Below are 24,903 nucleotides of genomic sequence, written 5' to 3'. Positions count from 1 at the left end.
CCCGCGCGCCCCAGGCCGCACGGCGCGCCCGCGGCGGCCGGCTCCGGGGGCGGGCCCGCCTGCCCGTGCGCCCGCAGCCGGCCGGCGCCGAACCCTGCGCTGCTCACGGCGCCGCCCGCCGGCACCCCTGTCCCGTCCCTGCGCCGGCGGCCGGCACCGCGCCGATCCGGCCCGGGCGCGAGCCCCAAGAACCGCAGGAAGTCGTCGTAGGCGGGCGCCGCGCTCACGGCTGCCTCCCCGGACGGGTGCCGGCACCCTCGGGCGCCGGCGGCCACAGCTCGCTGCGCCCCCGAAGCTCGCTCCGCCCCCGGGCCCGCAGCAGGACAACGGCGGCGTGGGCCACCGAGGCGAGCGTCATGTGGCGGTGCCAGCCGGCGAAGGTGCGGCCCTCGAAGTCGTACAGACCGACCCGGCCGCCCGTCACGCTCACGTCCTGGGCCAGCCGCGCGGGTGCCGCGGCCAGACGCAGCAGCGCGGCGTCGGACAGATGGCCGAGATCGGTGAGCCAGTACCCGCCGTGCGCCGGGCCGCGGGCATCCCTGTCCACCAGCAGGATCTGCCGCTGCCGCTGCCGGGGCCGGCCCGGCACGTCGGCGGCCCGGCACGTCACCCGGGCGATCTCACGGGGCCCCGTCCCCGGCCCGGCCGCGCACACGCGGTTCCAGCGGCCCCAGGGCACCGCGCCCGCCAGCTGCCGCGCGGTGAGCGCGGGGCCGCGTGCCGGACCGTCGGCGGCGACGGGCGTCAGGAGCTGCGAGGCACTGATGCGCAGCAGATAGGGCAGGCCGCCCGCGCCGAGCCGGGCGGCGAGCGGGCCCGCCGCGGTGGGCCGGGCGTCCAGGACGACCGGACGGCGAGGCGGGCCCGCCGTACGGGCGGTGGTCATCGCCAGGTCGACACCGGCGGCGGCCGCGTCCAGCACGCGGGCGTCCTGGGGGATACCGGCCCGCTCGCGCAGCACGGCGTCCTCGGCCCAGCGGGCGGTGAGCTCCAGGTGCCAGTCGACCGGGTAGCCGCCCCACTCGGTGGCCGCCCACAGCCCCACGGACCGCCGCGCATTGACCCACCGTCCGGTGCGCGGGTCCGCGCAGTGGGCGTCGACACCCACGCCGCCCGGCCCCGCACGCGGCGTGGTCGCGGTGTGCAGCACCCAGGCGACGGGGTCCAGCAGTTCGCCCATGTGACGGGCGAGAGCACCGCGCACCGGACTCCACCGCCACGTCGAGGCGGTGACCAGGTGGTGCAGCCGCTGGATGTCGGCCGGCACCCCGGTGTGGGAGGCGATGTTGCGGATGGTCTTGCGGCCCGTGGCGCGCAGCAGCCCCCGGACATACAGCTCGCCGCTGCGCCGCTGGTCGCGGCGCGGCATGGACCACAGCACCCGCTGGGACAGGTCGGCGACCCGGTCGGGGGCCGCCAGGGCGGCGGGCCCGGGCCCGGCCGGCCGCCGGGATGCGGCGGCCGGATCCGGTGCGCAGGGCACCGGGAACCGGGCGGCCCGGTCCCTGACGGCGGCCGGGGCGCCGGTGCGGCCTGCCGCCGGGAGCGGGGGAGCCGCCACGGCGGTCCGCGCGGCGGGCGCGCTCATCCTCCCACCCGGGCCCACGCCGCCTGCAGCAGTTCGGGACCGGGGCCCTGCAGCAGTCCGGGACGGCCCGGCGCGTCCAGGACGACGAAGGCGAGCCGTCCGCCGCGGGCGTGGTCGTCCAGGCCGAGCGAGGCACGCAGCCGCTCCCAGGCATGCCGCGGGTAGGAGGTGGGCAGTCCCAGCGACTCCAGGATGCTGCGGTGGCGCAGCACGTGCGGTGCGCTCAGCCGTCCCGCCGCGTGCGCGAGTTCGGCGGCGTACACCATGCCGATGGACACCGCGTGACCGTGCCGGATGCGGTAGCCCTCCGCGTGCTCGATGGCGTGGCCCAGGGTGTGGCCGTAGTCGAGGAACTCCCGCGGGCCGCCGGCGGGCGGGTCGGTGCCCAGCAGGGCGCTCTTGGCCCGCACGGCGCCTTCGACCAGCTCCGCGGTGCGCCCGCCCGCGGGATCGGCGGCCGCCCGCGGGTCCGCCTCGATCAGGTCCAGGAGCGCGGGGTCGGCGATCAGCCCCGCCTTGACCACCTCGGCGAGGCCGCTGACGTACTCGGCGAGCGGCAGCGTCGTGAGCAGGTCCAGGTCGCACACGACGCCGGCCGGCTGGTGCAGGGCGCCGACCAGGTTCTTGCCCTGGGGGACGTTGAGGGAGCTCTGGCCTCCGAGCGCGGCACCGGCCATGCCCAGCAGGGTGGAGGGCACCAGCACCAGGCGCAGGCCCCGCTGCCAGGTGGCGGCGAGGAAACCGGCGAGGTCGGTGGTGGCGCCGCCGCCGACGGCCACGACGGCATCGCAGGAGGTGAAACCCACTTCGGCGAGCCGGGACCACAGATACACCAGGACACCGGCGTCCTTGGCGGACTCGCCGGGCGGCACCACCAGCTCCAGCACCTGACGGCCGTGCCGTTCGAGGTCGCCGGCGATCCGCCGGGCGGCGGCGGCCAGCGCCGGCGGATGTATGAGCGCCACCCGCGTCGCGCTGTCGCCGAGCAGCGGCTCGACGTGCTCGTGCAGGCCGGTGCCGACGACGACGGGGTACGGTGCCCCGCCGGTCGCCCGCAGGGTCGTCGGGGCGGTGTCCGGATGCATGGAAAAGGTCACGGTCTGCCTCACTTGATCGCCAGGTGGCTCAGGTAGGTGCGGTGGTTGCGGGAGGTCTCCGCCACGCTGTCGCCGCCGAACTTCTCCAGCGCGGCGTCCGCGACGACCAGAGCGGTCACCGCCTGCGCGACGACGGCGGCGGCCGGTACCGCACAGACGTCGGAACGCTGGTGGTGGGCCACGGCGGTGTCACCGGTGGCCACGTCCACGGTGGCCAGCGCCCTGGGCACGGTGGCGATGGGTTTCATGGCGGCGCGCACCCGCAGCGGCTCGCCCGTCGAGATACCGCCCTCGACGCCGCCCGAACGGGCGCTGGCCCGGCGCAGGCCGCCGTCGCCGGGCACGATCTCGTCGTGCGCGCGCGAGCCCGGGACACCGGCGAGCGCGAAGCCCTCACCGAGTTCGACGCCCTTGATGGCCGGGATGCCCATGAGGGCACCGGCCAGACGCGCGTCCAGCCGCCGGTCCCAGTGCACATGCGACCCCAGACCCGGCGGAAGCCCGAACACCAGGACCTCGACGATGCCGCCGAGCGTGTCCCCGGCCCGGTGCGCCCGGTCCACCTCGGCGACCATGGCGGCCGACGCCCCGGAGTCGAAGCAGCGCACGGGATCGGCGTCGAGCCGGTCGGTGTCCTGCGGGCCGGGCAGCGCCGGGCAGAGCGAGTGCCGGCCGCCGAGCGCCACGACGTGGCTGACGAGTTCGATCCCGTACGCCTGCTGCAGGAAGGCCTGGGCGAGGGAGCCCAGCGCCACGCGGGCGGCCGTCTCGCGGGCGCTGGCCCGCTCCAGCACCGGCCGGGCGTCGTCGAACCCGTACTTCTGCATACCGGCCAGATCGGCGTGGCCGGGGCGGGGACGGGTGAGGGGGGCGCCGCGGGCCTGGCGGGAGAGGGCGTCGGCGCTCACGGGGTCGGCGGCCATCACCGTCTGCCACTTGGGCCATTCGGTGTTGCCCACGCGGACCGCGACCGGGCTGCCGAGGGTGCGGCCGTGGCGAACCCCGCCGACGAAGTCGACCTCGTCGCGTTCGAACTTCATGCGGGCGCCGCGCCCGTGTCCCAGGCGTCGGCGGGCGAGTGCGTCGGCGACCTCCTCGGTGGAGGTCCGCACACCCGCGGGCAGACCCTCGAGCACGGCGGTCAGGGCCGGCCCGTGCGACTCGCCGGCGGTGAGCCATCGCAGAGTTGGCAAGGCACTTCCTTCGTTCTGGTGGGCGGGCGGAGGCAAGCGGCCGGGACGCGGGCCGCGACGCGGACGCACGCGCGCCGCGCGGACGTACGGGCTGCGCGTGTCGTGCGGCTGGGAAGGGGAGGGCCGAGGGGGTGGTCGGGGGCCGGGGGTGGTCGGCGGGCCCGTGCGGGCGTCGTACGACGGTGCAGGCGCCGTCCTCCAGCCGGCCCGCCATGCCATGCCCGGCGCGGCGGCGGGCACGGCGGCCGTCGGTTCGGCACACCCGCCCGGCCTGCCCGGCGGGTGGCCGGCGGACAGGCCCCGGGCGCCGATGCCGAAGGCGGCAGGTGGTGCCCGGCTGCCGGGCCGGCCCGGCTGGGAACAGCTCGGCGCGGGCGGCCGTCAGGCCGGGGCGGGCGCGCCGGCGCCGCCCGGCTCTTCCTGGAGCAGGTCGGGCTGCTCCGCGACGATCTCGTCCCACAGCAGCTGGAAGCTGAAGCGGCCCAGTTCCTCGTCCCCGAAGCCTTCGCGGGCGGCCAGCGCCTGTTCGTGGGTGAGGGTGTGCGGGGTGCCCGCGGCGAGGGCGAGGAGCTGCACCCGGGCGCAGCTGTCGTAGGTCAGGAACCAGTGCACGGCCTCGTCCAGGGAGCCGCCCACCGTGATCAGTCCGTGGTGGCGCAGCAGGACGGCCCGGTTGTCGCCGATCGTCTCGGCGATGGCACGGCCCTGGGCCGGTGTCACGGAAGGCCCGTCGTAGGCGTCGTGGAGCACCTGGCGGCCGTAGAACGCCGCCGATTCCTGGTCGATCGGTTCGAGCAGCCTGCCCAGGGCGCCCAGCGCCCGGGAGTGCGGGGTGTGGCCGTGCGCGGCGGCGGTGGCGCCGGGGTGCAGCTCGTGGATCTGTGAGTGGATCACGAACGCGCTGGGGTTGACCCGGTGGTGGCCGGCCACCACGGCACCGGCCGCATCGACGCAGATCAGGTCGGCGACGCGGACCTGTCTGAAGGAGACGCCGAAGGGATTGACCCAGAAGCGGTCCTGGTGCTCGGGGTCGCGTACGGAGATGTGGCCGGATATCCCTTCCGCGAAGCCGTACTTCCCGAACAGCCTGATGGCGGCGGCCAGCCGCTGCTTGCGATGGCGGCGTGCCTCTTCGTACGTGGCGAAGCGCGGTTCGCCGGGAAGCGGCAGCCGGGTGGCGGTGGCGGCCAGGTAGGCGGGGCGGGGCTCGGTCGCGGTCGGGCTCATTGGGCGGGCGGTCCTTCCTGGTGGGGTGGCTGGGTGCGGGCGGTGTGCCGGCGCGTCGTCAGGCGGCGGCCGGTTCGGCCTCGCTGCGGGCGGCGTCGACGGTGGCGCGGTGCTCGAGGATCGCGGCGACGATGTCCTGGCTGCGGTCGACCAGGGAGGGGATGCCGAAGGTGAAGAACAGGGCTCCGGCGGCGATGTTGCCGAGCCCGTACAGACGCGGGTCGGGCCGCCCGTTGCTGGTGAGCCGGCTGGTGGCGCGGGCCAGCTGCAGTCCGCCGTGCGGGTGGCGGCTGACCGCGCGGGCCTTGACCAGGGAGGTCACCAGGGGCAGGGCGCCGGAGGGGATGCGCCCCTCGGAGGCGTTGACGGCGCTGATGACCTTGTCGGCGCGGAACGCGGTGCCGTCGGCGGCCAGGATGTCGAAGCCGCTCCCGTGGGCGGCCGTGATGTCGAGCAGGCCCGAGAACATCTCCAGCCGGCCCGCCTGCACCAGGTCGAGCACAACGGTGGCGCTGGAGGGCGGCATGGGGCAGCACAGGCTCATGAGGGTGCGGTAGTGGGCGCGCAGGACCTGGACCTTGTCCTCCTCGCGCAGCAGGGGCCATACGTCGGGTCCGGTCTCCGGCACGGCGCGCTGCAGGATGCGCATGCCCACCTGCGGCGAGTCGACCTCGCCGAGCTGGCGGCGCAGCCGGTCGACCGGGTCCTCCAGGTCGACGCGGATGATCTCCTCGATGACGCCGTCGAGATCCGCGCCGGCGTCCCTGAACTCCGCCCGCAGGACCGCGGCCACGTCCTCGATGGTCAGCCGGGGCCGCCCCTGGGCGGCGGTCCTGACCCGCACCGGCGTCATGTGGCGCAGTTCGAGGGGGGTGGGCCGCTGCCGTACGCCCGGCAGCACGCCGCGCCGCGACATCAGGCTGATGGGGCCCCGGTGGCCCCGGGAGGCGAGCGACAGGACGATGTCGATGGCGGTCAGTCCGCTGCCGATGACGGCCACGTGGTCGTCCTCACCGACCTCTGCCAGCGTGGCGGAGAGCGGGTAGGGGTCCGCGATGAAGCCGGGTGTGCCGCCCAGTTCGTAGACGTCCTTGGGGCTGTCGCCGCCGACGCACAGCACCGCGTAGTCGAAGGCCCGCGTCCGCCCCGGGCCGGTGCCCAGGAGCACCTGGCCCGGCATCCGGCCGGCGGCCTTCACCGCCTCTCCGACGATGTCGACGCGCCAGCCGTCGCGCCGCAGCCGGCCCAGGGCCGCGTACGCGGAGTCCTCCAGGTAGTCGCCGTAGACCGCGCGCGGCGCGAAGCGGGCTCCCGACAGCCGGTCGGTGTCCCGGGCCACGCCGGTGACGCGGTCGTGGGCCCGCAGCCAGCGCTCGAAGTGCCCGGGGTCGCCGGCCCGTACGGACATGTCGTCGGCCGTGGCGTTCACGCGCAGGATCTCGGTGTCGATCTGGTAGGCGCGGCCGCGCCACAGATGGGGCGAGGGTTCGAACACGGTGAGGCTGCCGGGCTCGCCCTCGCTCCGGGCCAGGGCGTCGATCAGGCAGACGGCCGCCGCGCCGCCGCCGACGACGCCGATCGAGATTCCAGAGGGCATGTGTCTGTCACCTATCGGTTGGCGGACGACGCACTTGCGGGGGCGGGGGACGAGAACACCGATGCCGGGACGTGCCCGGCGCCGGCTCGACGCACAGCGACTGTAGGAACGGATCGGGCCGTCCACTTGCCGTGCCGCGCACCGGGACTTGCGAAATCACGCCGGGGCGTGGCGTGCGGCGGTGCGGGCGGTGCCCGCACCGCCGCAGATCACAGCAGCGCGCGCGGCCCCGCGGGACGCCGCGGGCCGTGGCCGTGCCGGGTGACCATGGCGATCTCGCGCCGGGCCGCCGCGGCTATGTCGATGATGCGCTCGGCGTGCGGCAGCAGCCGTAACCCCGCGTCCGTGAGGGAGAGCCGGCGCCTGCTGCGGTCGAACAGTTCGGCTCCCACGGCTTCTTCGAGGTTCTTGATCTGTGTGGTCACGGTCGACTGCGCGTAGTGGAGGTTCCTGGCGGCCCGCGTGATGCTCAACTCGGTCGCCACCTCACAGAACGCGCGCAGCTGCTGCAACTGCATGAACCAGCCCCCTTTTTCTTCACACCCGCACGGCGTGCCGCCACCCCAATAATATACCAACCAACCCGTTTTTTTTGGGGGTCGTCGGCCGGGCAGATCCGGGCACGTCAGTCGGACATCGCGGCCGGCGACATCAGATCCCGGGCGATCTGGGGCAGCACCCGGTCCAGGAGAGCGTGGCCGTGGACGGCGCCCTCGGCGGTGCGCGGCACCTCGTCCACGGCCACGGCGTGCGCGTACAGCTCCGGCAGATTGCGCTGGCAGGCGGCGAGCACGGCCCGGCGCCCGGAGATCTCCTGGCGGGGCGCCGGCGCCACGAACACCGCGACGACCGATCTGCCCAGCTCGGGCAGATCGGTCAGGACCACGGCGCACTCCCGCACACAGGACAGCTCCAGCAGCTCCCCTTCCAGGGCGAAGAATCCCCTCTCGAGGTCCACCTCCGGGGCGTCCTCGAACAGGTCGGGAAGATCGGGAAGGTCGGGCGGGCCGGGCGTGTGCGCGGTGGCGGTCATGCGGAGATCTCCTGGTGCACGCTCTGCTCCAGCTGGAGGTTGAGGGTGATGATGGGGACCACCGCCTCCAGCAGTTCGGCGGTCCTGATCCGGCCGGTCGGGCTGTAGGGGATGGCGTCGACGGCGATCACGTGGGCCGGGATCGACGGCACCCGGCGGGCGCAGGCCGTTTTCAGGGCCGTATGACCGCTGACCTCGCGCCCGACGGCGACGGCGATGAACGGGACGACAAGGGCGTCGCCCCCCAGCGCGGGCAGATCGACCCGCACCACGGCGCTGTCGCGCAGGCAGGGCAGGTTCAGCAGGTCCGACTCCAGACGGAACAGCGCGGCGTCCATGGCGCCGTCCCGGGCCGCCGCCGGCACGCCCGAGCCGCGGCCGGTCAGGACGAGCCGGCCCTGCTCGTCGAGCAGGCCGAGGTCGTCGGTCACCAGGAAGCGCTGCCGGCCCGCGCCCGCGTCGAGGGTGACGAAGGCGTCCTCGCCGTCGAGGTAACCGTCCATCACCTGGTGGCCGCGCACGGCGATACGGCCCGGGCGCCCGGCGGGCAGCACGGCGCCCGCGTGGTCGAGCACCACGACGGTGGTACCGAGCCCCGCCCGCCCGCTGCGCGCCCGGGTGACCTGCGACTCCTCCGGCGTGAGAACCGAGACGAGGCCGGCCTCGGGTGTGCTGTGGACCAGGTGCAGTACCGGGCCGAGCCGCTCCCAGGCCGCGTCGACCGCCCAGCGGCCCAGGTGGGTGCCGGGCGTCACCACGCAGCGCAGCCCCAAGGCGTGCACCGACGCGTCCGGGGCCGGGTGGGCGAGCAGCGCGAGGAGCACCCCGGGGTCCAGCACCGCGGTGGTGACCCGTTCGGAAGCGAGCTGCGCGGCCAGGGCCGCGGGATCGCGCATGGCCCCCAGCACCACGGTGGCGCCGACCGCGAGCAGAGTACGCGTCAGCTGCAGGGCCAGAGGCTGCCACAGGGACGCGGCCACGAGATGGACGTCGTGCGCGTCGAACCCGAACTCCTCGACCAGGTCGATCAGCGCGCGGGCCTCGGCCGCGGCGGCGCGCACCGCGACGCGCGGCCGGGACCCGCCGGGCACGACGGTGAGCCACTCGCGGTGCAGGGGAGCGGGAAGCCGCAGCGGCTCGCTCTCCAGCAGCGCCAGGAAATCCGGCCGCGTCCGCGGCGCCCCGGCCGTCCGCCCCGCCCCGTGACCGCTCCCGCCGTCCAGGACGACCCGCAGCGCCCTGTCCGCGCCCGGCCACGCGCAGCGCTCCAGCCGCGGCTCGAGCTCGGGGGAGACGAACACCGCGCAGGGGCCGAGCAGTTCGAGTGCGGCCAGGAGCCGGTCCGGCTCCTGCGCCGGGTCCAGCCCCGTGCAGGGGATACCGAGCGTGGCGCAGGCCGCCATGGCGACCGTGAGCTCCCAGCGCGGGCCGCAGAGGAAGACCGCGCGGAGCGGGCGGGCGTCGGGCAGCGCGCTCACCAGACCCGCGGCGAACCGGTCCACCGCGTCGGCGAACCGGGCCCAGGACAGGCGCGTCGCACCGTCCACGACGGCGTCGGCGTCCGGGCGGACGGCCGCGTGCCGGCGGATGTCCTCAAGCTTGATCATGGCTTCTCCGTGGGTGAGCCCCGGCTTCAGCGCAGGCCCCCGCGGAGCCCGACCCCAGAGAAACAAACCCGCATGCGGGTTTTCAAGCGGCATCGGAAAGTGTGATGAAAGGCCACCGCTGTGTCAGGTGCCCCTGCCGTCACGCACCCGCGGCCCCGCACAATCCCCGCACCGGCACACCCATCCCACCCGGAGGCCCCCTTGCCGAACGACCGGCCCGCCCCCCACCCGCACGCCACCGGCCCCACCCCGCCGGGCCCCCCTCCGCCGTTTCGCCCCCGCGACGAACAGGGCGGCCCGCACACTCCACACACCGCCCCCCACCCGCCCCCCACCGCCCAACGCGAGGCCGCCGCCGTTCCTGCCGTTCCTGCCGTTCCCGGCGGGCACGGGGGTGGACCGGCATGAGGCCCGTCGCGGTACTGGTAGGACTGCCCGGAGCGGGCAAATCAACCGTGGGACGCCTCATGGCCGACCGGCTCGGGGTCGGATTCCGCGACACCGACGCCGACATCGAGGACCGCACCGGACGATCCGTCGCGGCACTCTTCGCCTCCGGCGGCGAACAGCGGTTCCGCGCACTGGAGCGGGCCGCGGTCCGCGCCGCACTCGCCGAGCACGACGGTGTCCTGGCGCTGGGCGGGGGCGCCGTCGTCGACCCGGCCACGCGCACACTGCTCCGGGGCGGCCCGGTGATCCATGTCGACGCCGACGTCCAGGAAGTGCTGGACCGCGGGGATGCCGCCGCGGGACGCCCGCTGCTCCACGGCGACGCCGCCGCCCGGCTCCGGGAACTGGCCGTCAGGCGTGCGCCGCTCTACCGCGAGGTCGCCCGCGTCAGGGTGGGCGTCCAGGGCAGGAGCCCCGCACAGGTCACCCTCGCGGCCCTCGCGGCACTCGGGCTCCATCCGGCCGCCTGACCCCCGCCGGAGCGCACCCGCGTCCGGACGCAGGCTCCGCCGCCCGCTCCGCTACCCGCGGCGAACGGCGTTCACCCGGCCGCCGCCTGCGCCTCCAGCTTCACCACGCTTTTAAGAGGGGGAGGATGTCAAGCGCTCCATCAGCCGCTTGCCGCGGCCGGAGGAGGTGTCGAGCCGCGCCAAAGTCTCAGGTGTCGCGATCGAGCGCGCGACGGCGCTGTAGAGCACCGCGATCCGTTCCTCCAGATCACCGCGGTCGTTCATCACCTCCGACATGAGCTGGACCCCGCCGAACGCTCCGACGATCATCTGCGCGGCGTCGTTCACCTCGACGTCCGGCAGCAGTTCGCCCAGCCGCTCCGCCTCGGTGAGAATCCTCAGGTGCTCCTCGATCCACGCCTGGTACGGGACCCGGCGGTTGATCTCGTGCACCTGGTCCACCGCGAGCCGGATGCTGCCCTGCAGCAGCCGGTCGAAGGTCAGCCGGTGAGCCACCAGCAGCCCGATGTCCATGGCCTCCTGCAACTGCACCGTGGGCTCGCGGGGCGGCACCTCCAGATACTGGATCTGGCCGCTCACCTGCTCGTCCAGCACGGCCTGGGCGAGTTCCACCTTGGACGTGAAGTGGAAGTAGAAGGCCCCCTTCGTCACCCCGCACCGGTTGTAGACGTCCTGGATCGTGGCCCCCGCGTAACCGTGTTCCGCGAAGACCTCCCCGGCCGCATCCAAGATCGCCCGTCGTGTCCTGAGCGCTCGCTCCTGCCGTGCCACGCGACCTCCCCTCTGTACTCGGGCCGCCCAGGGCGGAACGGCTTCCTGTGACCTACGGCGAGCCCGCTCCCGATCTCGACATTCACAAAAACAAACCCGCATGCCTGTACCTTATCGGCCGCAATGGGGATCATCCAGAGCCCCTGGACCATGCGTCCCCCACCCGCCGGGAAATCACCCGCGCCGCCACCCCGCCACCCCGGTCCGCCGGACCCGGCAACCGCCGGACCCGGCCCGGGCGACCGGCGGCCCGACGCGGCAGAAGAAACACCCGGGAAGCCCCTCACCCTCCTCCATGGAGGAGGCCGGCACCACCATGAACGACGCCCACGCTGAAGGCATTGTGCAAAGTGCCGCCCAGCAGCAGAGCACCGGCGGACTGCAGAACCTGGTCCTGGGCGATGACGTGCTGGCACATCGTGTTCAGATCCCGCAGCCAGCGGTCCAGCACGGAAGGCCGGTACACAGCGGCCGTAGCCGCCAGGTCGAACAGCTCCGACACCACCGACCGGGCAGTACGAAAGGCGTTCAACCGCGCCAGCACCGTAGCCGCCTGCTCCTCACGGGTCGGCACATCCCCGGCCTCAAGGATCTCCCACTGCTCACGCAGACTGCCGTAGACGGCATACCGGGCCGCCGACAGATCCATCTCGGCCCGCGCGACGACCGTCTGGACACGGTAGGTCTCCGACCACGGCATCCCGGTGGCACTGTCGACCCTGGTGGCAGCCATCTGCCGGATGTGGTCGATCGCCGCGCGAGCCACGCCCAGCGGCACACCAGGCATGTTCCGCAGCACCGCGTCCGCGGTGGCCGCGGCCCCGGTGATCCGGGGCGCCGCGAAACTGAACGTGTACTCCTCCGGCACAAACAGGTCGTCCGCGCGGTAGTCCCTGCTGCCGGAGGCGGCCAGACCCGTGCTGTACCAGGTGTCCTGGACCAGAAAGTCCCCCACGGGCGCCACGACGATCCGCCAGTTGCCCGGCGCACCGGCCGGACCGGCCTCCAACTCGCCGTCCCGCGTGACCAGAACACCGCCCACGACCCAGGTGCTGTGGGTGATGCCACTGCCGAAACGCCACTGCCCGGTCACCCGGTAGCCGCCCGGCACCCGCTCGGCCCGGCCCATCGGCATGATCGCACCGGCGGTGACGGCATCAGGATCGGCCAGCAGTCGGCGCGCCACATCCTCACCGAGAAAACCCGCGTAGATCGGAGTGTCCATACCGATCATCGCGCACCAGGCGGCGGACGCGTCCCCCGTGGCAAGAGCCTCGATGACCTCCGTCTGCTCGACCGCGTCAAGCTCGGGACCACCCCACGCCCTGGGCACGGCCATCCGGAACACCCCGGTCCCACGCAGCAGATCGACCACGTCGGGCGGCAGTCGCCGGCCGTTCTCCATCTCCTGCGAGCGTTCCCGCAGCCTCGGCGCGAGGGCCCGCGCCCGCGCCAGAACGTCCTCCGCCGTGACAGGGACCCCCTGCGCCGCGGAGGCGGAGGCGGAGTCCAGCAGATCCATCAGGCTCATGTGCCGCTCTCCCAGCGTCCGTTGTCTCTCATACGGCTCGGATGTGTGCCATGCCGTCCGGCCCGGCCCGGACGGCATGGCGGCCCGCACGGTGCGGGCGGTGCTCACGCGTACCGCCCGGCGGCGATGACATGGTGGGGGTCGACGGCGTCCTTCAGCCGCCGGGCGAACGCCCGCGCCCCCACCCCCGGGGTCAGCCGGCCGGCCCAGCCGCTGTGCTCGATGTCGAGGCGGTAGGGAACGAACCCCTCGGCCGTGAAGAGCTCATAGAGCCGCTCCAGAGCCCCATGAGCGCGCGCGGCCTGCTCGGCGTCACGGGCGAACCCCATCGTCACGACACAGTCGACGACATCGGCGTTGAGAGCGTTGAACGTGACACCGCAGCGGATCCCGCTCTCCCCGCGCACCTGCCCGACCAGCTCATGAGCCCGTTCCAGCGCCGGCCCGGTGAAGGGAACCAACGGCAGAAAGAGCAGAAAGCCGCCCTCCTCGTCGAACCGGCCGGCGGGCAGGCCCGTCTTCGCCTCGAACAGGGTGTCCGTCGTGTCGGGGTCACCGGCATAGGCCCGCTCCACCCGTACGGCGCCGTCGTGGTTGCCGGCGGCCGGATCGGTGGCGTCGGTGTCCGACACCGCGCTGAACAGACCGGACCGCACCGCTTCGGCGACGATGATCCCGGACAGCGCGTCCACCGCCTCAGCGGTCCCGTCGACACACACATGCACCAGATACTGCCCGGCCGGGCCGGCATAGGCCCTGGCCGCGGTCTCGTCGTACATCTTCACCACGCCACGGGTCAGGCCCTGGCTCACCCAGCGGCGCACCTCCGCGGTCGCGCACCGCACCTTGTCGGGAGTGAAGTTGAGCCGGACCACCCGCAGCGCCTCGGGCCTCGGCAGCAGCCGCACCGTGGCCGCGGTGACCACCCCGAGACTGGACTGGACGAACAGCTGCACCAGCGAAGGACCGAGACCGTGGACGTGGACCGGGGTCGCCCAGCCGGGCTCGGGCCACCAGCCGACCCGGATCAGCTCACCGCTCGGCAGAACGACCTCAACGCCCGTCAGATCCTCCGTGCGCTGGTGGCGCAGCCCCACACCACGGTCCAGGGCGTTACCCACCACACTGGTGTGCGCGGAGGAAGCGGTCACGTTCACCATGCGTTCGGTGCCCTGCAGGAGCTTCGCGAGCCGGGCCTGGCTCACACCGGGCTCCACCACAGCCCAGCCCCGGGCCACGTCGATGCCGCGGATCCGGTCGAGACCGGACAGATCGAGCACGACCGCCCCGTCCCCGGCAGGCTCACGCGAACCCAGTCCCCAGTTGCCCCCGGTACTGAAAACATGCAGAGGAACGCGGGCCCCGCCGTCCGCGAACAGCCCGACGACCCGCTGCACCTCCTCGGCGGTACGCGGACGCACCACACCATGGACATCCCGCGCCCGGTACAACCCGGCGTTCGGCCCCAGCACGGAGGCCGGCCCCCCACCGCTCCCATCCCAAGAACGTGTGACCCGGTCGGCGCCCACGACGCGTGCGGCCCTGTCCAGCACAACCTCCACGCCCGCACCGGCGGACGCCTCGGGCTGCAGATCGGTCACAGAACGAACGGTCATGGACACACCTCGGTTCCATCGCGCGTGAAGCGGTGAGGTCTACAGCGCCTGGGCAGACACGGCAGGCACCTACCGCCACGCTAGAAACCACGCCCCCGCACCTTCCCGGCGATCGCGCACGGACTCTGACGATTTCGCGCACGCGTTCGGGACCACGCCGTTCCGGCCTGCCGGAACGCGACGCGGATGGCTGTGCGGTTCGCGCTGCCGTGAGCGGTTCGCGGTGAAGCGCGGGCCGTCGGGCCCGTCGACGACAGCCACATCCCGCTCAGAACACGCCCCGAGCGCGGCGCCTTCCGAGGCCGGCATCGCAGGAAATCCGGTCCACCGTTTCGTCCCGCCCCCCGCCCCCGCCGCCCTCCCGGCTGCCGCTCTACTTGTTGCCGCGCAGTCTTCGGGCGCTGTCCCGGTCGAGGGTCGTCCCCGTCGTGGGGCGGCGGGACTTCGTCGTGAGCCGCTTGATGTCCTGGCCGAGCTGTTCGTTACGGGTCCTGCTGTGTTCGGCGTACTGCTGTTGCAGGTAGGCGGGCATGCCGGGTGGTGGCGGGGCCTGGCCCGCGGCGGTGACGGTCGCGATGATCTCGCCGACGTTCCAGGCCCTTTTGGCCTTGCTCCACAGGCTCATGCGACCACCGCCAGGCCTTCGTCGCCCTGCACGCCCGTGTCCCGGGCCGTGGCCCGTCCAGGCTCGGTGCCGGTCCAGGACGCCGCCTGAGCCAGTGCCAGGTCCAGGCCGTCGAGGGACAGGCGTGGGGCGGCAAGCGGGCTGCCGTAGCCGCAGTGCTGGTGGACTGAGCGGGCGTAGCGGATGGCCTGGTCCTGGGTGCTTTCGGTGACTCTTCGGTTCGCCTCGGCCCGCAGCCGTGCGCTGTCACGGAGCAACTGGCCCACGAGCCGGGCGGCCTGGCGCAGCAGGATCTCCCGCTTGGCACTCAACGCCTCCTCGGTTCGGTGGGTGCCGTGCAGTTGCGGGGCCAGGACGTCGATCGCCTCGGTCGTCGTCGAGCCGTCCGCGAACTCCGACTGGTAGGACAGATAGGCCACCGCGCCGATCACGAGGGCGAACAGCGTAGCCATGACGGCGGTCAGGAACCGATCGTCGGAGGGACCGTCGAGGACGAGCCGCCAGGCCATGGCGACACCGAGGGTCAGTGCCAGCACACCGCACAGGAGGAGTTCGGCGGCGAGGGTCTTCACGCCACCCTTGGGCGAGCCGCCCTTGGGAGAGCCGGCCCCGGAGGCGCCGCCCCTGGCGAAGTCCCATCCTCCGTGCGCGGCGCGGTACGCGCGGTGGCGCCTGCCGAACAGTTTCATCGTCAATGCGACCCCGACCGTGCCCAGGATCCCGAACAGCAGCGCGGTGACGGCTCTGAGGACGCTGTCGGCGGACTGCCAGGCCCTGCGCAGGTCGACGTTGAGGAACTTGGCCATCAGGAAGGTCAGGACGATGACATCGAGCGCGAGGAGCCCCAGCAGGAGCTTCCTGACCCGGGGCGGGATCCGCCGGTGTGCCCGGGAGCCCGCCTGTTCCTGTTCCTCGACGAGCGCCGACCACTCGGCGTGGCGGCCGTGTGCCTCGGCCGCGCTGTAGGACTCGCCGTGCGGGCCGACGTAGCGGCGCGCGCGCAGGGCGGTGAGCTGGTGATCGATGAACCGGGCCTCGGCATGCAGGCCCTGGATCGTCGCGACCGTGGGTTCGATGGTGCCGGCGATCTCCGCCTTGGCCCAGGTGTCGGCGCGGTGCTCGGCGGCCCTGCGCAGACTGTCCTCGGCGTGGGTCCATTCCTCGGCCGGGCGGTCCCGCCCGATCCGCCGGGCCTCGCCGACGAGTTCATGGCAGCGGACGATCTTCGTGAACGGCATGGGGCCCATCCCCAGCGCGGAGGTGAGCGTCTGGCGGGGCGGGATCCGCAGGCGCCCCCGGAACCCCTGGGCGCTTCCGGCATTCTTGCTGCTTCTGGTGCTTTCAGGGCTGGTCGGTGTCATGACGGGTCGGGTCCTTCTTTCGGGGTGACGGTGATCTCCACCCGCCGGTTCTGGCGGGCGAGTTGCTCGGCGAAGACACCGCCGGGCATGTTGTCGACGCGGGGACGGGTGGAACCGGCCCCCTCGACCGAGCCGATGAGGGCGGGGGAGACACCGAGCCGGACGAGGCGGTCGCCGACGGCCCGCGCCCGCTGGGTGGACAGGGCGAAGCCGCTCGCCGCCGTGCCCACTTGGGCGGTGTGGCCGGTGATCCGTACGACGACGTCGGCGCCGCAGTGTTCGAGGCTGTCCGCGATCGGTCTCAGGTAACGGTCGGCGTCGGCTTTGAGGTGCGCGTCGTCCGCGGCGAACGTCACCGACGTCGGCACCACGTAGGTGCCTTTGCAGGAGGTGGGGGTCGCACCGACCGGCACCACCGGGACGGGCCGCTGCGACGACGACATCAGCCGTGGCACGTCGTCGTCGCGCACCGTGCACGAGGCCGCCCCCGAGGCCTGGCACACCGCCCGCCACAGCGCGGTGATCCGCTGCGCCGCCGGCAGCGGCAGCTCGGGCTGGGTGCCGTAGGCGATGCCCAGGCCGACGAACTCGACGTGCCGGCCGGACGCGTCGGGCACCAGTGCGCGGCTCTTCAGGTCCCGCAGGACGGTGTCGGGGTCGAAGTTCCAGCCGAGCGTGCGCAGATCCAGTGGATCGGCGGTCTGGACGCCCGACGACACGAGGACGACCGTGCCGCCGTCGGGGGTGGCGCGCAGGGCCCGGCGGTAGGTGCCCAGGAGGTCCAGGCCGTCCGCCGCCGGCCGGCCCCCGGTCAGTGCCGAGCGCAGCTTCGCCGCCTTGGCCAGGACTCTCTCCCGGGCGGTGGCCTGGTCCTGTTCGACCTCCCGCGCGTCGCGCAGGGGGGTCAGATCGACCTCGGTCACCTGCGGGTTGGTCGACACGACCACGGAGACCTTCCCGTCGCCGGGGTCGAGTGCGCGCAGGCCGTGGCGTACGGCGAGGTCTTCCAGTACCGGGGCCCAGGGCGCCGGTTCGGCCATGCTGCCGGTGACGGCGATGGTCAACGGCGTCGGGGCGGGCCCGGATCCGCAGGCGGTGAGGGTGCAGGCGGCGAGGGCCGCAAGCAGGAGCAGGACACGCAGTACCGGCCGGCGCCCCCTCATGCCGCACCTGCCCAACGCACCACGGACGTCAGGTGCCAGCCGCCCGAACAGTGGGAGCAGCGGTAGGCCCGGACCACCGTCCATTGGGGGCGCATGCCGTTGAGTTCGGCCCGGGCCCTGGACTCCCGGGCCGCTGCCAGGAGGAGCTTGGCGTCCTTGCGTTCGCCGAGACGTCGCTTGCCGGTGGTGGCGCAGACCGGCCAGCTCCGCCGGGGCCTGCGCGGTCGTCGTGTGATGGCCATGGATTCCTCCGTCGCCGATCGCGGCGTGGGGACGGCCGTGCAACCGCCCCACCGTTGGCGAGAAGGAATAGCGCGCGGCCTTGCGACGGACTCGTGGAAATCGTGAACAGCCCAGCTCACCGGGGCAGTTCGGCACGAAGGCGCGAAAACCACCGCCACGGCGACGCCGAGGCAACCGGCCTCCGGCAAGCAACCGGCATGCACACCGAAGCCACCGAGACGCGCATACCGGCTCCGCCGAGGACCCGGTGCGTGCTCACGCCGCCGGGCCGGTAAAGTCGTGATCTTCGGATGGCGAAGCCGGCCGGAGTCCCCCTGAGGCTGTGCTCACAACGATGAACGCCCACGACACTCCCGTACGACGCCGACTCGACGGTGCGCTGGACGGTTTGGCTGTCACCTTCCGCGGGATGACGGCCCGCGCCGGGGAGACGCAGTGCGACTGCCACTGGGGCAGCGAAGAAGACCTTGCGCAGTTGAAGGTCCCCGAGGTGGAGCTGGACCCGGACCTTCTGGGGCGCACCTGGCGGGCATACGACTGGGAGGACCACGGCGCGGTGCTGCGCCGCATCCTTCCTCAGTTCGCCAGGGCTCTGGTCAGCGGCCTCGTGGAGCCCTTCTTCGGCATGGGAGAGGCCGGACGTTCCTTCGCTCGCGGTCGCTGGCAGCAGTGGCCCGCGCAGCAGAGCGCGGCGGTATGGGAGTTCCTGCACGCCTGGTGGGCATACAGCCTCACCGAACCGGAGCCTGCCGTGCCCGCGCACGAGGTCCTCGGGCTGTGCGCCGAGGCATCCGCCACGCTCGGTCCGTGGCTCACCGCCTGGGAGACACTGGAGCACCGCGTGGCCGACCAGCGTCTGGCCGAAGCGGCCGCCCACTGGGAGTACGACCTGCTGGGCGACCAGCTTCCCTGGGATGCGTGGGACAACGCCGACGCCCTGCGCACCGAACTCGCGAACTGGCTGGTCCGCCACGCACCTGCCCGCCTGCGGGCCCAGAACGTCCCCGAGGAGCTGCTCCACCGGATCCGTCTGATCGGTCTTCGCGGTCCCGCCCGCTGGGAGGACCCGCACTGGCCCGGTCACCGGTACTGAGCCGCCCCTCGCCCTCCAATGCTGCCTGCCGGGTACCGAGAGGCGCTCGAACGGGGCCGCGTCACCGCATCTAACAGAGCCCCCAACACCCCCACCCCCGCGGAGTCGTGAAAACCGCGACCCCCCGCGCGATGGCTGTCCCACACTGTGCGCAGCGCCCAGCCCGACGAACGTCACGGGGGTACGAAGAATGTCGTTGTCCCAGCAAGACCGGTTGTCGCTCGTCGACTTCCTGCCCGCGCAGGACCGGCCAACCGGTCCGTGGGGCCAGATCCTGTGGGACCTGACCGCGCCCGCCCCGATGAGCCTGTGGTCGACGCGGGTGACCGCGGCCCGTATCCACCGCTACGACCGTGTCCGGCCGTTCGCGACCCGCGGGTTCCTGCTCGCCGTGCTCGCCGTGCTGCTCGGCCTCGCCGACGGCACCCGGCCGGTCGTGTGGGCTTTGCTGTCGGTCGGCGTGGTGCAGACACTGCTGGAGATCCACCTCCACGGCCAGGCGCACGGCGGCGCCCGCTCACAATTCGCCCTGGTCCGGCTGCTGCTCGACTGGCAGGACAACTGGCAGTGGGAGCGCACGCTGCTCAACGCCACCGGGGTGCTCGGCGGGATCGCCGTGCCCGCGAACGTGATCGCCGTGCTGTTCTTCACGGGCCCCGGCGACCCGGGCTGGGTCAAGGTCGCCGCCCTGGCGGTCGCGCTCGCCTACGCCAACTCCGGCATCTTCCATGTGCTCACCGACGGCACCTACTACTCGGCCAACCAGAGCCTGCCCCGGTTCCTGGTCAGCCTGCGGGCATACGGCTGGCTGCTGGTGACGGGGGTGCTCGTGGCCGTGGTGGGACTGTCGGTGCATCTCGGGCGGTGGAGCCCGCAGATGGAGCCGCTGGCGTGGGCGGCGTGCGTACTGCCCTACCTCGTGGGCATGAAGGCGCGCGACTGCGACCGGCTCCTGCGGGCGAGCGGCGAGGAGGTGGCCGTGGCGATGAACGAGGCCCGCAGCCGGCTGGCGCAGGACTTCCACGACATGCACACCGGGGCCCGCTCGCTGTTCCGGTCCCTGGCCGACGACGAAGCGGTCAGCGCCCAGGTCAGGGTCGATGCCGCCGACTTCGCACCCATGATCACCCTGGTCAAGGAGATGGCCGACGAGAGTGCCTGGGACGCCGGGGACAAGGAGATCGCCCTGGAGGCGGTCATCGAACAACTCGCACGCGACCACACCCTGCGCATCACCACCGAGTTGCGGCTCGGCGAGCTGCGCGCCGCCAACCGGGAGCTCGTGCGACAGCTGATCACCACGGTCGTCAGCAACGCCGCCCAGGCCATGGCGCGCCACGAGATCCACGACCGGCCGGTCACGGTGTCGGGCCAGGTGTCGGACGGCATGATCCACCTCAGCATCCGCGATCCGCTCCCGCTGATTCAGGACACCTCGTGGTGCGTGGACGGCAGCACACTGGCGTTCATGCGGGACAGGCTGCGACGCCTCGGTGGCGACATCACGCAGTCCGCGGTGGCCGGCGGCAAGGAGATCCGCAGCGTATGGAGTGTCCGCCCCCCGAGGCTCAAGAGGGAGTCCACCCGATGACGATGAAATATCTCCTGATCGACGACCAGGGCAAACGCAGCCGGGTGTTCGACCAGCAGGTGTCCGTACCCGGCCGGCTCGAGTTCGAGATCATGGACGACCCCGAGCTCCTGTTGGACTGGAGCACGCAGGAACTGCGGGGGTTCAGCGGCGCGATCGTCGACTTCCATCTGAACACCCCCTCCGGCCCCGGCTACCGCCCGTTGACCATCGTCGACCCCGCCCTCTGCGACGGACCGGTCGAGGTGCGCACCGGCCTGGGCGCCATGCTGTACCTGAGGCAGCACGTCCCGGACATGACCCTGTACGGCATGACCGAGCTGACCCACGGCCACGCGCAACTGTTCCTGGCCGCGGCTGCGGTGTGGCTGGCCGCGGATCCACTGAACGTGAACGAGCCACCGGAGATCCTGCGCCGGGTGCTCCTGGCCCCCGACGGTGAACAGGCGCACCTGCAGGCCTCGCACCGCCAGATGCGCGACTCCACCGGGCCCTTCCGCCGGCTGATGGACAGCTGTCTGAACCGCAAGCACCTCGACGAGACCTACGACTGGCTGCGCTGCTACCGCCTGTGCAACGGACCACGGGCGCACCGCCAGGTCGCGGGTACCGTGAACCGTCTGATGGGTCGGCGGATCTCGGCCGACCCGGAGAAGACGTTCTTCCCGATGATGACGCAGTGGCAGACCGACCTCGAGGCGTTCGTGCGGGCCTGGGGCCAGGACACGTCGGGCTGGCCGGACGTGTCGGCGGGCGTCTCCGCGAAGACCTGGGCGCAGCACAATCCGGTGCTGGACTACGTGAAGTCGGGCGCGTACGACACGTTCTTCAACTCCCCGGACGTGCGAGCGGCGTTGACACGCCACCGCATCAACGAGAAGAAGGAGGCCCAGCCGTGACACCCACCCCCACAACGGCCCCTGCATGGGAGCCGGTCCGTGTGGCCACCGCCGACGGCCCCGGCGGCGAGACGCTGCTCGGTGTCGTGGACGGCCGGCGCGGCGCCGACGACCCGACGTTCGTGGTCGCGCAGGGCTTCCTGGCGTTCGTGGAACCCTTCGAGATGCAGCGGTTCCAGCTGATCGCCTCGATGCTGCGGGCACGGCTCGTGGTCGTGGAGACCCCGGGCGCCGGTTTCGCCGCCTCCCGGCTGCTGCCCGGCGAGCGACGCGCGCTGCTGCGAGGCGACTTCACGGTCCCCGCACGGCGGATGCTGCGGGCGGCCACCGAAGTCATCGGCGCAGACGGCCCCGCCGCCGCGACCGGCGTGCTGGGCTACTCACTGGGGGCGTCCTTCGCCGCCGCGATGGCCGCCGTCTCCGGTACGGCTCGGACGGGCCCGCCGCTGAGGACGGTCGTCCTGGTGGAGCCGGTCGCGATACGGCGATGGAGTGCCGTGGGCCTCATGGCGGCCGTGCGCCGCGAGAACCGTCTCGTCCAGCCGTACCTGGACCAGACGGCCACGGTGCCCGGCGCCGTCCGGCCCCTGGAGGCCCGCTCGGGTGACAGGCCGCTGACCCGGCGCCGCAGTGACCTGCTCCTCCTCGCGAACGCCCTGCGTGCTGCGCGCCTCGGCGAGGATCTCGCGGCCGCCGCGCAGGAGCCGGGCCCAAAGACGCGCCGGCTGGTCGTGGTGCGCGGCGAGCAGAGCGTGCTGTCGCCGCGGCAGGCGGTGCACAGCCTGATGACGGCCGCCGAGCGGCACGGGTTCAGGGCGCGGCTGCTGAGCGTTCCGGGCCCGCACGCCTTCTGGCACTCGCTGCCGGCCGTTGGCTTGGCGACGCCCCGACTGGGGACCGCTCTCGGGATGTCCCCCTCATGACCCTCCTCGCTCCCCTCCCGCCCCGGGCGGGCCGGACCGCCTGGCTCAGAGGTCTTGCCGCCGCCGCCCTCACGGCCGGCGTGGTCTGCCAGGTCGTGCAGCGAACGGACCCGACACCACCGCTGCTGTACTTCACTGTCGACTCGGCGGTACTGGCCGCGGCCGTCCAGGCCCGGCGGCTGGTGCGCGGGCCCGCAGGCGGTGTGTGGGGCGAACGGATCCGGGGCGCCGCGGTGGTCGGGGTGGTGCTCTCCTCGCTCGTCTACTTCACGGTGATCGCGCCGAGCAGCCCGTCGGGCACCTGGTTCGGCGCTCACGACGACGCGTGGGCCCGCACCGCCACGGTTCTCCTGCATGCCGTCGCACCGGTGGCGGTGGTCGCGGAGTTCCTGGCAAGCCCCTGCACCCTGGCCACGAGCCGGCACGAGGCCTTCCTGCTCACCTGCTGGCCGGCCGCTTATCTGGCCGTCGTGGGCAGCCTCGCCTGGTCCGGCACGGCAACGATGCCGTATCTCTTCCTGCGCCCTTCACAGTTCGGCGCCACGGCCGTCGCGACGGCCGTCGTCGTGCTCTACGGCATCACCCTCACTCTCGCCCTGGCCCTCCTCGCGGCGCGCTCCCACACCACGAAGTCCCGCACCAGAGCGTGACAAGCGCCATCCGCCCCTCCATGCCTTGAGTTCCGAGGCCCGTACGGCGGGCGGCCCGTGGTGCGCACACCAGCGGCGCGGCCCTGGTCGGTCGGCATCGAGCAGGATCAGAGACCCGAGAAAGCGCCTGCACTCCTCACAACCTCCCGAGACAGAACACCTAGCGGAGTGTGCGGAGCGTGTTGATGACGTCGTCGGCGCGGGTGTCCGGGTTGACGAAGGCCATGCGCAGAACCGTCGCGCCGTTCCAGAGGGTCGGCACGCACAGGACGGCGCCCGTTTCGGCAGCCCGGGCGGACCATGACGCGTAGTCCTGCGGGTCCCACCCCGGCCGTTCGAAGAGCACGACGGACAACTCGGGATCGATTGTCAGGCGTAGATGGTCACTGGCGCGTATGGCGTCGCTGACCAGTCGGCTGGTGGCCAGCGTCCGTTCCACGGCGTGCGCGTACAGGTCGGTTCCGTGGACGGCCAGGCTGAACCAGAACGGCAGACCGCGGGCACGGCGGCTGAGGTGCAGGGCCAGGTCCGCCGGATTGTGGACATCGCGGTCGATGGCGTCGAGATAGTGCGCCGACTGACGGTGCGCGGCGCGCGCCGGGGCCGGATCCCGGTAGAGCAGTGCACAGCAGTCGTAGGGTGCGAAGAGCCATTTGTGAGGATCGACGATGAAGCTGTCGGCGCGTTCGATGCCGGTGTAGAGATGCCGCACGCTGGGCGCCGCCAGGCCCGCTCCGCCGTAGGCGCCGTCGACGTGCAGCCACACGTGGTGGCGTTCGCACGCGTCGGCGATGTTGTCGAGATCGTCGATCAGGCCGGCATTCGTGGTCCCGGCCGTTGCGACCACGGCGAAGACGCCGGTGGTGGACTCCAGGACCGCGTTCACGGCGGATCCGGTGAGGTGCCCCCGCCGGTCCACCGGCGCGGTGACGATCTCCGCATCCATCGCGCGGGCGGCGGATGCGATCGAGGAGTGGGCGCTGTCGGCGCACACGATCTTCCAGCCGTCCGCCGGCCGGCCCCGCGAGGCGCCGGCGGCGGCGCGGGCCGTGATGAGAGCGGAGAGGTTGCCCAGGGTGCCGCCGCTGACGAAGCATCCTGCCGCGGCGGGGGGCCATCCGAGGAGCTGGGTGAGCCAGGTCAACGCCTCGTTCTCGGCGTGGATGGCGCCGGCTCCCGCTTCCCAGGTTCCCGCGAAGATGTTCGCCGCTGCGGTGACCGCCTCGAAGGCGAGTGCGGCACGAGTAGGCGCTGCCGGGATGTACGCGAGGTTCGTCGGCCCGTTCTGGGCGCGCGTGGCGGGCGCCAGGACCTGGTCGAACAGTTCGAGGACCGCGGCTCCGCCGATTCCCCGGGGGGTGATGGCCGCACCGGCCGCGACAGTGAGGTCCCTGGCGGGGCGGGCGCCTGTCACCGGATCCGGAGCCTGCATGATGCGCCGCCACGCGTAGTCCATGGCGCTCGCCACGACCTCGTCCTCGTCCCCCCATACCCGGCGGCCGACACGGGGAGCCTTATTCACTGAGGTGCTTTCACACTGAGCATTTTGCATGGTGAGAACGTAGAAAGGCCTACCGAACTGCGCAATATGTGGAAAAAATATTGAGCAGAATGCTCAATGCTGCCCGCGTGTGATGTGAGATGCTGGGCAGCATGCGAAACGTCGACGCCCTCGACGCCCGAATCCTCCTGGCGCTCGACGCGGATCCACGGGCCACAACGATCGCTCTGGCCGACCGGCTCGGTCTGGCCCGCAACACCGTGCAGGCCCGTCTGAAGCGACTTGAGGAAGACGGCCGACTGAAGGAGCCCAGCCGGCGCGTGGACCCCGCAGCTCTCGGCTACCCCCTGCTGGCCCTGATCACGATGTCGATCAGCCAGCGCGTGGGGCAGCCCACCCAGGAGGCGATCCTGCGCATCCCCGAGGTGGTCGAACTGCTCGTCACCACGGGCGACGGCGATCTCCTCGCCCGTGTGGTCGCCCGGGACACCGAGGACCTGCACCGCATTACGAACCTGCTGCTCGAAGCGCCTGGCGTGGTCCGTTCCAACACCACCATCGTCCTGCTGGAGGTACAGCCCTTCAGTGTCCAATCCTTGCTGCAACGACACGCCGGCCCCTGACCTCACACACGGTGGCCCGCAACTCCGCACAGCGGCTGAGACGCGACCTGC

At 72.8% G+C, this 24,903-nt stretch carries 23 protein-coding genes; 7 read left to right on the top strand and 16 right to left on the bottom strand.

The window, feature by feature from the left end:
* Positions 1-223: 223 nt before the first annotated feature.
* The 8 genes from OG622_RS00270 to OG622_RS00235 form a co-directional block, all read right to left on the bottom strand.
* Positions 224-1,588, bottom strand: coding sequence for an IS701 family transposase (locus OG622_RS00270; protein WP_371572188.1), 1,365 nt, complete (start codon positions 1,586-1,588; stop codon positions 224-226).
* Entirely contained in the window at positions 1,585-2,685 is a 1,101-nt protein-coding gene (locus OG622_RS00265) for a 3-dehydroquinate synthase (protein ID WP_371572187.1), read from the bottom strand. The genes OG622_RS00270 and OG622_RS00265 overlap by 4 nt, the downstream gene beginning before the upstream one ends.
* An 8-nt stretch (positions 2,686-2,693) precedes the next feature.
* On the bottom strand, positions 2,694-3,878 hold the full coding sequence (gene aroC / locus OG622_RS00260) for a chorismate synthase (protein ID WP_371572186.1): 1,185 nt from the start codon (positions 3,876-3,878) through the stop codon (positions 2,694-2,696).
* 381 nt (positions 3,879-4,259) lie between these two features.
* The gene (locus OG622_RS00255; protein WP_371572185.1) at positions 4,260-5,105 is read right to left on the bottom strand and encodes a class II aldolase/adducin family protein; all 846 of its coding nucleotides are present in this window, start codon (positions 5,103-5,105) and stop codon (positions 4,260-4,262) included.
* 58 nt (positions 5,106-5,163) lie between these two features.
* The gene (locus OG622_RS00250; RefSeq protein ID WP_371572184.1) at positions 5,164-6,702 is read right to left on the bottom strand and encodes an FAD/NAD(P)-binding protein; all 1,539 of its coding nucleotides are present in this window, start codon (positions 6,700-6,702) and stop codon (positions 5,164-5,166) included.
* Between the two features lie 209 nt (positions 6,703-6,911).
* Positions 6,912-7,220, bottom strand: a complete 309-nt coding sequence (locus OG622_RS00245; RefSeq protein ID WP_371572183.1) for a LysR family transcriptional regulator — start codon at positions 7,218-7,220, stop codon at positions 6,912-6,914.
* A 107-nt stretch (positions 7,221-7,327) separates the two neighbouring features.
* On the bottom strand, positions 7,328-7,735 hold the full coding sequence (locus tag OG622_RS00240) for a hypothetical protein (protein ID WP_371572182.1): 408 nt from the start codon (positions 7,733-7,735) through the stop codon (positions 7,328-7,330).
* Positions 7,732-9,342 (bottom strand): class I adenylate-forming enzyme family protein, encoded by a 1,611-nt coding sequence (locus OG622_RS00235; RefSeq protein ID WP_371572181.1) that lies wholly within the window; start codon positions 9,340-9,342, stop codon positions 7,732-7,734. Before OG622_RS00235 ends, OG622_RS00240 begins: the two co-directional genes overlap by 4 nt.
* Positions 9,343-9,746: 404 nt before the next feature.
* On the opposite strand from OG622_RS00235, the gene OG622_RS00230 reads away from it, so the two are divergent.
* Positions 9,747-10,262, top strand: a complete 516-nt coding sequence (locus tag OG622_RS00230) for a shikimate kinase (protein ID WP_371572180.1) — start codon at positions 9,747-9,749, stop codon at positions 10,260-10,262.
* Between the two features lie 111 nt (positions 10,263-10,373).
* On the opposite strand, the gene OG622_RS00225 is transcribed toward OG622_RS00230, so the two are convergent.
* The 7 genes from OG622_RS00225 to OG622_RS00195 all read right to left on the bottom strand — a co-directional run bounded on the left by OG622_RS00225 (position 10,374) and on the right by OG622_RS00195 (position 17,571).
* A complete protein-coding gene (locus OG622_RS00225; RefSeq protein ID WP_371572179.1) occupies positions 10,374-11,033 on the bottom strand; it encodes a ScbR family autoregulator-binding transcription factor in 660 nt (219 codons plus the stop codon).
* Positions 11,034-11,316: 283 nt separating this feature from the next.
* Entirely contained in the window at positions 11,317-12,564 is a 1,248-nt protein-coding gene (locus tag OG622_RS00220; protein ID WP_371572178.1) for an acyl-CoA dehydrogenase family protein, read from the bottom strand.
* 104 nt (positions 12,565-12,668) lie between these two features.
* Positions 12,669-14,180, bottom strand: coding sequence for an FAD-binding oxidoreductase (locus tag OG622_RS00215; RefSeq protein ID WP_371572177.1), 1,512 nt, complete (start codon positions 14,178-14,180; stop codon positions 12,669-12,671).
* Between the two features lie 373 nt (positions 14,181-14,553).
* Complete coding sequence (locus OG622_RS00210) at positions 14,554-14,805, bottom strand: hypothetical protein (RefSeq protein WP_371572176.1); 252 nt, start codon at positions 14,803-14,805, stop codon at positions 14,554-14,556.
* Complete coding sequence (locus tag OG622_RS00205) at positions 14,802-16,166, bottom strand: hypothetical protein (protein ID WP_371572175.1); 1,365 nt, start codon at positions 16,164-16,166, stop codon at positions 14,802-14,804. The genes OG622_RS00210 and OG622_RS00205 overlap by 4 nt, the downstream gene beginning before the upstream one ends.
* Complete coding sequence (locus OG622_RS00200; protein WP_371572174.1) at positions 16,163-17,329, bottom strand: OmpA family protein; 1,167 nt, start codon at positions 17,327-17,329, stop codon at positions 16,163-16,165. The genes OG622_RS00205 and OG622_RS00200 overlap by 4 nt, the downstream gene beginning before the upstream one ends.
* Complete coding sequence (locus OG622_RS00195) at positions 17,326-17,571, bottom strand: hypothetical protein (RefSeq protein WP_371572173.1); 246 nt, start codon at positions 17,569-17,571, stop codon at positions 17,326-17,328. Before OG622_RS00195 ends, OG622_RS00200 begins: the two co-directional genes overlap by 4 nt.
* A 335-nt stretch (positions 17,572-17,906) precedes the next feature.
* On the opposite strand from OG622_RS00195, the gene OG622_RS00190 reads away from it, so the two are divergent.
* The 5 genes from OG622_RS00190 (at position 17,907) to OG622_RS00170 (ending at position 22,728) form a co-directional block, all read left to right on the top strand.
* The gene (locus tag OG622_RS00190) at positions 17,907-18,665 is read left to right on the top strand and encodes a hypothetical protein (protein WP_371572172.1); all 759 of its coding nucleotides are present in this window, start codon (positions 17,907-17,909) and stop codon (positions 18,663-18,665) included.
* 190 nt (positions 18,666-18,855) lie between these two features.
* A complete protein-coding gene (locus OG622_RS00185; protein ID WP_371572171.1) occupies positions 18,856-20,256 on the top strand; it encodes a sensor histidine kinase in 1,401 nt (466 codons plus the stop codon).
* Positions 20,253-21,155 (top strand): hypothetical protein, encoded by a 903-nt coding sequence (locus tag OG622_RS00180; RefSeq protein WP_371572170.1) that lies wholly within the window; start codon positions 20,253-20,255, stop codon positions 21,153-21,155. Before OG622_RS00185 ends, OG622_RS00180 begins: the two co-directional genes overlap by 4 nt.
* The gene (locus tag OG622_RS00175) at positions 21,152-22,078 is read left to right on the top strand and encodes a hypothetical protein (protein ID WP_371572169.1); all 927 of its coding nucleotides are present in this window, start codon (positions 21,152-21,154) and stop codon (positions 22,076-22,078) included. The genes OG622_RS00180 and OG622_RS00175 overlap by 4 nt, the downstream gene beginning before the upstream one ends.
* A complete protein-coding gene (locus OG622_RS00170) occupies positions 22,075-22,728 on the top strand; it encodes a hypothetical protein (RefSeq protein ID WP_371572168.1) in 654 nt (217 codons plus the stop codon). Before OG622_RS00175 ends, OG622_RS00170 begins: the two co-directional genes overlap by 4 nt.
* A 160-nt stretch (positions 22,729-22,888) precedes the next feature.
* On the opposite strand, the gene OG622_RS00165 is transcribed toward OG622_RS00170, so the two are convergent.
* Positions 22,889-24,250, bottom strand: coding sequence for an aspartate aminotransferase family protein (locus OG622_RS00165; RefSeq protein WP_371572167.1), 1,362 nt, complete (start codon positions 24,248-24,250; stop codon positions 22,889-22,891).
* 131 nt (positions 24,251-24,381) lie between these two features.
* On the opposite strand from OG622_RS00165, the gene OG622_RS00160 reads away from it, so the two are divergent.
* The gene (locus OG622_RS00160; RefSeq protein WP_371572166.1) at positions 24,382-24,852 is read left to right on the top strand and encodes an Lrp/AsnC family transcriptional regulator; all 471 of its coding nucleotides are present in this window, start codon (positions 24,382-24,384) and stop codon (positions 24,850-24,852) included.
* The last annotated feature ends 51 nt before the right edge of the window (positions 24,853-24,903 follow it).

The organism is Streptomyces sp. NBC_01314 (assembly GCF_041435215.1).
GTDB lineage: Bacteria > Actinomycetota > Actinomycetes > Streptomycetales > Streptomycetaceae > Streptomyces.
This window is presented reverse-complemented; position numbering and strand designations above follow the sequence as displayed.

Bases quoted from the DNA above. Each gene is read 5' to 3' on its own strand.
- OG622_RS00220 (WP_371572178.1), bottom strand. From the start codon at position 12,564: ATGAGCCTGATGGATCTGCTGGACTCCGCCTCCGCCTCCGCGGCGCAG.
- OG622_RS00240 (WP_371572182.1), bottom strand. From the start codon at position 7,735: ATGACCGCCACCGCGCACACGCCCGGCCCGCCCGACCTTCCCGATCTT.
- OG622_RS00170 (WP_371572168.1), top strand. From the start codon at position 22,075: ATGACCCTCCTCGCTCCCCTCCCGCCCCGGGCGGGCCGGACCGCCTGG.
- OG622_RS00250 (WP_371572184.1), bottom strand. From the start codon at position 6,702: ATGCCCTCTGGAATCTCGATCGGCGTCGTCGGCGGCGGCGCGGCGGCC.
- OG622_RS00195 (WP_371572173.1), bottom strand. From the start codon at position 17,571: ATGGCCATCACACGACGACCGCGCAGGCCCCGGCGGAGCTGGCCGGTC.
- OG622_RS00235 (WP_371572181.1), bottom strand. From the start codon at position 9,342: ATGATCAAGCTTGAGGACATCCGCCGGCACGCGGCCGTCCGCCCGGAC.
- OG622_RS00185 (WP_371572171.1), top strand. From the start codon at position 18,856: ATGTCGTTGTCCCAGCAAGACCGGTTGTCGCTCGTCGACTTCCTGCCC.
- OG622_RS00160 (WP_371572166.1), top strand. From the start codon at position 24,382: ATGCGAAACGTCGACGCCCTCGACGCCCGAATCCTCCTGGCGCTCGAC.
- OG622_RS00180 (WP_371572170.1), top strand. From the start codon at position 20,253: ATGACGATGAAATATCTCCTGATCGACGACCAGGGCAAACGCAGCCGG.
- OG622_RS00205 (WP_371572175.1), bottom strand. From the start codon at position 16,166: ATGACACCGACCAGCCCTGAAAGCACCAGAAGCAGCAAGAATGCCGGA.
- OG622_RS00230 (WP_371572180.1), top strand. From the start codon at position 9,747: ATGAGGCCCGTCGCGGTACTGGTAGGACTGCCCGGAGCGGGCAAATCA.
- OG622_RS00255 (WP_371572185.1), bottom strand. From the start codon at position 5,105: ATGAGCCCGACCGCGACCGAGCCCCGCCCCGCCTACCTGGCCGCCACC.
- OG622_RS00190 (WP_371572172.1), top strand. From the start codon at position 17,907: ATGAACGCCCACGACACTCCCGTACGACGCCGACTCGACGGTGCGCTG.
- OG622_RS00210 (WP_371572176.1), bottom strand. From the start codon at position 14,805: ATGAGCCTGTGGAGCAAGGCCAAAAGGGCCTGGAACGTCGGCGAGATC.
- OG622_RS00270 (WP_371572188.1), bottom strand. From the start codon at position 1,588: ATGAGCGCGCCCGCCGCGCGGACCGCCGTGGCGGCTCCCCCGCTCCCG.
- OG622_RS00215 (WP_371572177.1), bottom strand. From the start codon at position 14,180: ATGACCGTTCGTTCTGTGACCGATCTGCAGCCCGAGGCGTCCGCCGGT.
- OG622_RS00200 (WP_371572174.1), bottom strand. From the start codon at position 17,329: ATGAGGGGGCGCCGGCCGGTACTGCGTGTCCTGCTCCTGCTTGCGGCC.
- OG622_RS00245 (WP_371572183.1), bottom strand. From the start codon at position 7,220: ATGCAGTTGCAGCAGCTGCGCGCGTTCTGTGAGGTGGCGACCGAGTTG.